Source organism: Desulfoferrobacter suflitae (assembly GCF_022603395.1).
GTDB lineage: Bacteria > Desulfobacterota > Syntrophobacteria > Syntrophobacterales > Syntrophobacteraceae > Desulfoferrobacter > Desulfoferrobacter suflitae.
Window position 1 is genome coordinate 98705 of record NZ_JAIBKA010000015.1, and the last position, 7604, is coordinate 106308.

At 51.6% G+C, this 7604-nt stretch carries 4 protein-coding genes; all 4 read right to left on the bottom strand.

From position 1 onward, the window contains the following. Positions 1-3: 3 nt before the first annotated feature. The gene (locus K1V27_RS20650; protein ID WP_258932148.1) at positions 4-1917 is read right to left on the bottom strand and encodes a PglZ domain-containing protein; all 1914 of its coding nucleotides are present in this window, start codon (positions 1915-1917) and stop codon (positions 4-6) included. Positions 1918-1970: 53 nt separating this feature from the next. Continuing rightward, positions 1971-3191, bottom strand: a complete 1221-nt coding sequence (locus K1V27_RS20655) for an ISAzo13 family transposase (protein WP_258928282.1) — start codon at positions 3189-3191, stop codon at positions 1971-1973. Next, the gene (locus K1V27_RS20660) at positions 3176-3730 is read right to left on the bottom strand and encodes a hypothetical protein (RefSeq protein ID WP_258932150.1); all 555 of its coding nucleotides are present in this window, start codon (positions 3728-3730) and stop codon (positions 3176-3178) included. Before K1V27_RS20660 ends, K1V27_RS20655 begins: the two co-directional genes overlap by 16 nt. Before the next feature lie 291 nt (positions 3731-4021). Beyond that, the coding region (locus tag K1V27_RS20665; protein WP_258932152.1) for a chitobiase/beta-hexosaminidase C-terminal domain-containing protein at positions 4022-7604 on the bottom strand (3583 nt) is incomplete at its 5' end.

Here is a 7604-nt window from a genome sequence, read left to right on the forward strand (position 1 = left end):
CTCCTATAGATCTTTCAGGCTAAAGCCGGTGGTCATTGCCGACTTGAATTCGCTCGCTACGGCGGCATTCGTAGTGTGTGTCCCGCCGGCGATTTCATAAACGATTTCGATCTCAAGTGAGTTCTCATTCAGCGCTGCCTTCTTAAAATAGCAGTCCAGCTTCAGAACACCAGTCGCCAACGGTCCAACGACCGGTAACTGATAGCCTTTGATTTCCGTATCCGGCGTAACCACGCTGACCCTTAAAACCTGCAATTCAGCGGTATTGGGATTCTGTATCTCAACTTCCAAGGGTACGATTCTTTGAACGTAGAATTTGGCCTTGCCGGATTTCTGATCCAGTTCGAGTTGCAGAAAGCGTGCAGCAGGTTTTTTCCATGCCACCTCGACGGGTTTATACAAGTAAGTTGGTACGATGACTTCTTCCGGAGCCGCTCCTCCGTGAACAAACACGCTCTTTTTGCCCGGCAGCCGGACCGTGTTGTGTCCACGCGGGATGAAGTAGATTTTATCCTCGGCAATAAACGGCTGCTGGAACTTGTGGCCAAGTGCCCAGAGGTTTTCCGGAACCTCGCAAGCCTGCTGTTCACTTAGCTCTGCAAATCGATACTTCTCGTCCGGAAATAACTTACTGATCACTCCAGCGTCCAGGGTGTGTTTTTCCTCATCGAGAATTCGGCAGGCCCCATGGTCTGTCACCACATAAACATAAAAGTCCTCTTTTTTGCCCGTCCATGCGCCGGCCAGCTGGTCAACGGTTTCCGCTAATCGGTCGAAAAGCCTTTGCAGTTCTTCCTCGTGAGTGGTGTTCTTGGCCTCGAGGTCCTCATGCAACAAATCATCACTGTCGATGGAGTTCAAAACGACTACGGAAGGCTCCAATTGGAACTGCAGGTCGGAAAGTCCTTTGAGAGAGCTGAGATAAATTACCTTTTTGTCGTCCCAGTCCGATTTTGCCCGAGCCTTGAGAATATTCTCGTAACTCTTCTCAGAATAATCCCAGGCGCCACTCAATACCAAGCCTTTGTTTCGTTCAGTGATCGTGGGCAGCGGCGCGTAACGGTATTGCGACCCGTGCAGGCTAAATCCAAAGTTGTGCAGGGCCTGGTCCACCAGCCCCATGAACTGAACGGAAAGGCCGTCTAAGACCAGTATGAGAATGAGTTTGTTGTCACTGCCTGCCACCTGGATTCCGGACAGGGAATGCACCAGACTCAGTTCCATATCCTGCTGGATAGCAGTGTACTCCTGCAGATACCAATCAGAGAAACGCTTTACCGTGGCCTCGAGCTCCTCATCGTAGTGCCGGTTATAGACTTGCCAGGCCCGATAGGGGATGTATTCCTTAGTCGTCCAGGCAATCCAATCCCGAGTGGACCATTCTGTTCCATCCGCGAGGAGTCGAGGTCTGGCGGGCATAACGCAGTGGTCCAACAGCTTGAGCCGGCTTGCAGTTACCCCGGGGCATTGTTTGAAGATCTCCCTGACTTTTCGGACATCTTCCATGGTTACTTTGAATTGCCCGCTCTTGATTAGCTCCTGAATGTGTTTGAACTCCAATAAAACGCGTCCTGAGACAAATCCCAGCACCTTCAGAAAATCTTCTCTGGTTTCGACCTGAGGGGTTATCTTATTAAAAAATAGATCAATCTGGGTGATCCCTTCATCCCTGGCTTCCGGCTCAATCGGTATTCCGGCAACACTGGCAGCGGGAACGCTTGCAACCCACATCACATCCTGTGCTGCCAGCACATATTCCAACAACTCTTGCGGGTAAGTGTGCAGCACAGCCCAGGAACTCAAACACTTCCAAACATGCCTCAGTTTTTCGGGTATACGAACAGCAATGGCCTTGGCCCACTTGTCCGCGCTTTGCGTTTGCCACTCGTCGCATTTTTCCTGAAGACAGCGCTCCAAACTGGAGTACTCCTCGAAAAGCTTAGTGCGTGTCACAAAATAACATTTACAGTTTATGCGGATTGTGGGCGTATAGCATAGTTCCACTCGCCATGGAATTCGTCACGGACGATGTTGACCTGGCGCAACTCCTTGTCCGAAACCTTAATTCCTTTGGGATACTTATTGGTATCGAGCTCGCACTTGACTGTCAGGCCTGTGCGGGTCTTCGTTGAAGCAATGAGGTTGACGATCACTTCATGACTCACAAGAGGTTTACCCCGCCAATTCTGACTGATGAAGGAAAAGAGTCGATGCTCGATCTTGTTCCACTTGCTGGTGCCCGGTGGGAAATGGCAAACCGATATGACAAGACCAGTTTCGTTGGCGAACTTCTGCAACTCGATCTTCCAGAGTCGAACTCTCGCCCCGTTGCTGCCGCCACCATCAGCGGTAATCAGAAGGCGAGCCGCCTTCGGATAAGCTTCCCGTCCCATGGTAATCCACCACTTGCGGATGCTTTCCACGGCAAACGTTGCAGTGTCATGGTCGGTTCCGACATTGACCCATCCGGTATTGCGGGTCTGGTCGTAAATCCCGTAGGGGGCCACTTTTCCAAGTTCGGGGATCTCAAAATCGTAGACGCGGACTTTTTCCGGGTTGCCCTTTGGTCGGAGCTCCCGTCCACCGTTCTTGAAGTCACCCACACGTTCCTTCTTCTTTGTGTCCACCGAAATAACAGGCTGGTTACAAGACTGAAACTCCTTGACCTTCCCGTGAATGTGCTCAAACTGGGCATTCCGGTCCGGATGCTTGCCTCCTTCAGCGGTCTTTCGGTTCGCCTGCAGACTATAGTCCATCGCGGGAAGGAGCTCGGCAACCATCCGGTGACTGGTCTTATGTCCCATTTTCTTCAATTCATCGGAAAGATTACGCACACTCTTAGCCGTCCATCGCAATGGCGATTCGGGATCTCCTCTTGTGACGGGTTCAATGAGTCCTTCCAAGTCACTTCGAAGTGTCTCGTCAACTTCGATGGTACGCTTTCGTCCTCCGCCTTTCTTGCGCACACGCACCGCAGAGGACTTCGCAGAAGCCTCCTTTGTCGTTTCATCAAGAAGCTCTTTGCACCCCATAGTGATCGTTGGCCGCGAGATCCCTGTCGCTTGAGACGTCACGGAGATGCCTCCACGGCCAAGAACCAGCGCCTCGGCAGCCACGTAGAGTCGCAGCTGCCTCTCGTTGAGCAGTGGAGCCAGAAATTCAAATCGTTTTTTGATCAGTTCTTTCTCCATGACAGCAGTATATCATGGCAAGAAAGAGTGTAAAGTTTATTTCGTGACAGGCACTTAGTTGCTCTCTCCGTTGTGAGAATGCTGATTATTTCTGAGAGATTTCCCGCATCCAAAGTTCCGCCCTGAAAATCAGCCCCGAAAAAGTGCGCCAGAAAACGATTCTGAAAAGTCTCAGGTAAATGAGCTTCGATCGGCAAGTTCAGAAGTTTTTCGTCAAGAATAGTTTTATCGTCCAGCCAATCGGGTAAGGACACTTTCCACTCGTCTGCAAGCACATCGCGCGCCGTTTTTTCTCCACCTGTGCAGGCCAGGCCGATTTGTTCCGCAAAGTTGCGTAGCCAGACGAAGTGATTCTTCTTACGCACCCGAATGCTCAACGGGCTATCCGTTGAGAAATGGTCGGAGATCACTCTGCAAACGCGAACATAATCGTGATCGTTTTCTACCAGGAAAACTTCTTCCGCAGAGGGAAGTGCCAGATCTCCAATAAAATCTATGCGAAGATGACTACTTTGATTTAACATCACTTTTCTTGTCACTCTTCTGCTGCTTCTGCGTAACTGTTCATACCCCCCTCACCCCGACCCTCTCCCCCCAAAGGGTGGAGAGGGAGACCGTGCCGGAGCTTACTTCAACAACATTGGCCCCGCCCCTCTTCCCCGCAAGGGGAGAAAGGGAACTAGAGCGGTTCTGCGTTCCCTCTCCCGCAACGGGGGAGAGGGAGCTGGAGCGGTTCTGCCGTTCCCTCTTCCCCTCTGGGGAGAGGATTAGGCTGCGGTTCCCTCTCCCCTCTGGGGAGAGGGTTAGGGTGAGGGGGGGAGAGTGAATAATCACTCTTCTGCAAGCACCTTGTTCAGTGTAACTTCAACCTGTTGTGACATTTCACTGCTGATAATCTCTTTTTGCGTGGCATAGTTCAAAAGCGACTTCATAACCGCGACCAGCCCATCTTTGTCGTTTGGGCATTTGAAACTGCCTTCCGTCCCCCAGGTAGCTTGTTGAAAGAAGATTTCGTATTGTTTTTCCTTATTAATAAGCTCCACGCTTACCGGATCACTGTAGTTTCCATCGGCGTCAACAGCCCTCATCTTGACCTTCACCTTGGGCTGGTCCTTTACCAGTTTTGCAATATCCAGATAATTATCACACACCAGAGTCGTACTGGACTGCTTCGGATCAGTGCCATCCAGGGTGTATACGATTTTGTTCGCCCCATCGGGAACTTTAATGGGAACGGCATCTTTTTCCTTAAGGAAGTAGGTCTCTTTCTCCACAACCGGCTTGTAAACAAACGTTTTCGCGGTGTCGATCTCAGCTTTTGCCTGTTTCAGCTTGGTTGCATAGTCTTCGACATGAAGGGAAGTCCAGTCCCGCACGCGACCAAATCCGAAATCCTTTGGCAGCAACTTCATCATCTTATCGTCAAAGGATGCCGACTGATCAGCCAACCGGGTAAGCAAACAAGAGGCTTCCTCCAGTTCACACTTGGCGGGGTCCCGCTGGGCTGGATCAAGTTCCTTATGCCATTTGCCGATAGCCTTTTCGCACTCAATCATATCCCCTGCGGCATCGTAAATTGCGCAGACAGCTTCAGCGATCCTTCTGCGCACAACCTGCTCTCCGGTATTCAGGAGTTTCACGTCTTCGGCAAACGCCTGGCAGATTTCTTCGGCTTCGGCATCCGTCATTTTCCCACTGTTTTTCTCTCCATTGTAAATTGACGGAAGTCGCTCCAAAAGAACGTCGAACCGGTCTGCGCTCTGATTGAGGCCGCCTAGGAGCTGCTTCAGATTATTCAAGCGGGACTGCCTGTCTTTGTCGTATAAAGTTGTGATGCGGGCAACTTCAGGAACCTTGGTCCACCAGCCTAAGAGAGCTTCGAAGGCCGATCCGAGCGTCCTGACTTCCCCATGTTTCAGTGGTGGAGCATTGACTGCACTGGCGGTAAGGTCGATGATCTTGTGCTGCGCTTCAGAAATTTCCCTGACCTCAAAGACCACCTTGGAGGCCGGATCGGACACGATCTTGCACAAATCGTCGTAAGTCTTGACGGGAAGCTCGACCATCTTGGTCGAATCTTTAAAAACGATCAATCTTTCCCCGTATGCTCGAATGACATGGGCCAGAGCGAGTATCATCGGCGTGCCCCCGACCCCCCAGGGTTCAGCCATGACCTCGCCGACAAAAGACCCCACTTGAAAGGACTCGCCGGGATTGAGACGGGTCAGCCGCCCGCACAGTTCCTTCAGTACCGGGAAATCATCGCTGATTTTGGCCGGATCTCGTTCGCAACTGAAATAATTGACCGTTCCTTCAGTTCCTGTCTTGCGGAGTGCCCCCGCACCTTTCAGCAGCACTTTTTCGAGGTACCTCTTTTCGCCGTGATTTTCAGGATTACCGTTGTCGATAAGCACCCGCTCCCCTTCCAGCAGCACGTTCACTGCCTGCTTGAGAGCCGTATTCTTGCCGGTGCGCCACTTTTCATCATGGCTCAAGTTGAGGTCCGGATGCTTGATCCGGCAGCGTTTATTAAATAATTCATCAGCCAGCATGTCCGCCGGTTTGTGGGACTGCTTGGGCTGATCCACCAGGATCTTGCCATCCTTTTTGTACCAGCAAGCCTCCTCTCCCTCTTTGATCGCATTAAAAATGCGCTGAAGTTGAATCAGGTAGCCGTCACCCGGGTTTTCAAACAGGTCGCGCAGACGCGATTCCATTTGCGCACTGATATTTCCCGCCTGGCTTGGCGGCAGATAATGGCGACAGGCCTTTACTTTGAGCAAAGTTTCGGTGAACGGCTGGGGCGCATGAGGTATCGCAAGGGCCACCTTTTCGTCGGGAATCGATTTAGCTGCTTCCAACGCCGTATGGATTTCGGTATCGTTCTCACATAATGCATAAACCAGCGTTCCTTCAAAGCTGGTACTCGGTTTATTGCGGTTTTGTTCCCAGTCATTGCGGACTTCGTCCCAAAAAGCCGGCCCCAGGTCTTTAGCCGGTACAAAACGAGTGCGGAAGCGCTTGTCTTCATTGAAAGGAAGGTTGTAGCCCTTGGCTTCCAGAAAATCTAAATTCTGCTTTGGTCCCCCTTCTTCCAGAAAGGCTTTGACCAAATCCTGGGGATGCAAGTTCGGATCGGAAACATAGCGGTCAATCAGTTCGTAAGGGTCTTCGCCCGTGCCGGCAGCTAGTTCATAGGTATTGGACTGCTTGCGGAAAAATAGCGCGCCGTTCTTGACGAGATCCTTGAGAAGCGCATCTAGCTGCTTTTTATCCGCCGCGCTGAGCGCATAGAGACCGAATATGATGTTGTCCAGACTTGCCGGAATCTGGCAGAGCTGGAAGATGAGCACCGTTTTGAGGATTTTCAGGCCCTTGTGATCCTCGAGCCGATACATCGTTCTGCCCTGAATGGCTTTCCGCAGCGCATCCAGGCTGGCATAATAGCCGTTCACAAATTGTCTCTGCCGGTCCCTGAGCTCCGGGTTTTTCGATGAAAGCTCCTTTTCGAAGAAGGTGAAGAGCTGATCGACCGTGTAAAGGTTGAGCTTCCCGCCGGCGACCGTCAGGTCCGAATTTTCAATGAATTCCGCATAGGAACCGGCAGCCCCACCCACATCCCCGGAAAAGAAGGTGAAGGTGCTGCGCGCATCGGAACCGATCTCGGAGGAGAGCCGCAGAAGACAAGCCAAAGCCATGGGATGCACGCCGTAGATGTCCTCCAACACCCGCTGGCGAATCCTGTTCACATCATCGATCCAGGGAAACAGGTCCAGGCTCTTGCAGGGAGGAACCAGCATGTCGAACACGCCGGTCTTGGGTTCCACGGCCTCTTTCCAGAGCTCACTTTCCTTTTCCGTTTCGACGATGGCGCCGATGATTTCCTCAATCCCTTCATTGAGGAGATCCACCTGAGTGAGCCGCGCGCTCATGACTGCGGCATCGTCTTTGCTGAAGCGATCGGCATAGGATTTGAAATCTTTGTGAATGCAGCCCACAAACAAAACATTATGTTCGTTTTTGCAGATGCTCTCCATGAAGCCCTGCAACACGTCTTTGGAGTAGGCGCCCTTTTCCAGGGTGAAACCAAATTCGTCGAAGAAAACCGCCAACCCCTTGAAACGGTCTTTGAACGGCTGGCTTTTGATCAACTTGGAGACGATCGGGATGAGGTTGCCGGATTGAGACTGAAATTCAATGCCACCCATCATTTCCCTGAAAGCGGCCCGAAATTTGCCAAGGGTCTCGGAATTGTATTCCTTGAGCTCGAATCGCAATTGGTCCACGGAAAGACCCGGTGCAACAGCTTCCAAGGCCTTTTCGAAATCTTGGTAAAAATTTCGAATGCCGCCTTGCTTACTTTTTTGTTCCCAGACTGCAAGCTGCCGTTCGGCTTCATCGAACTCGGTCTGC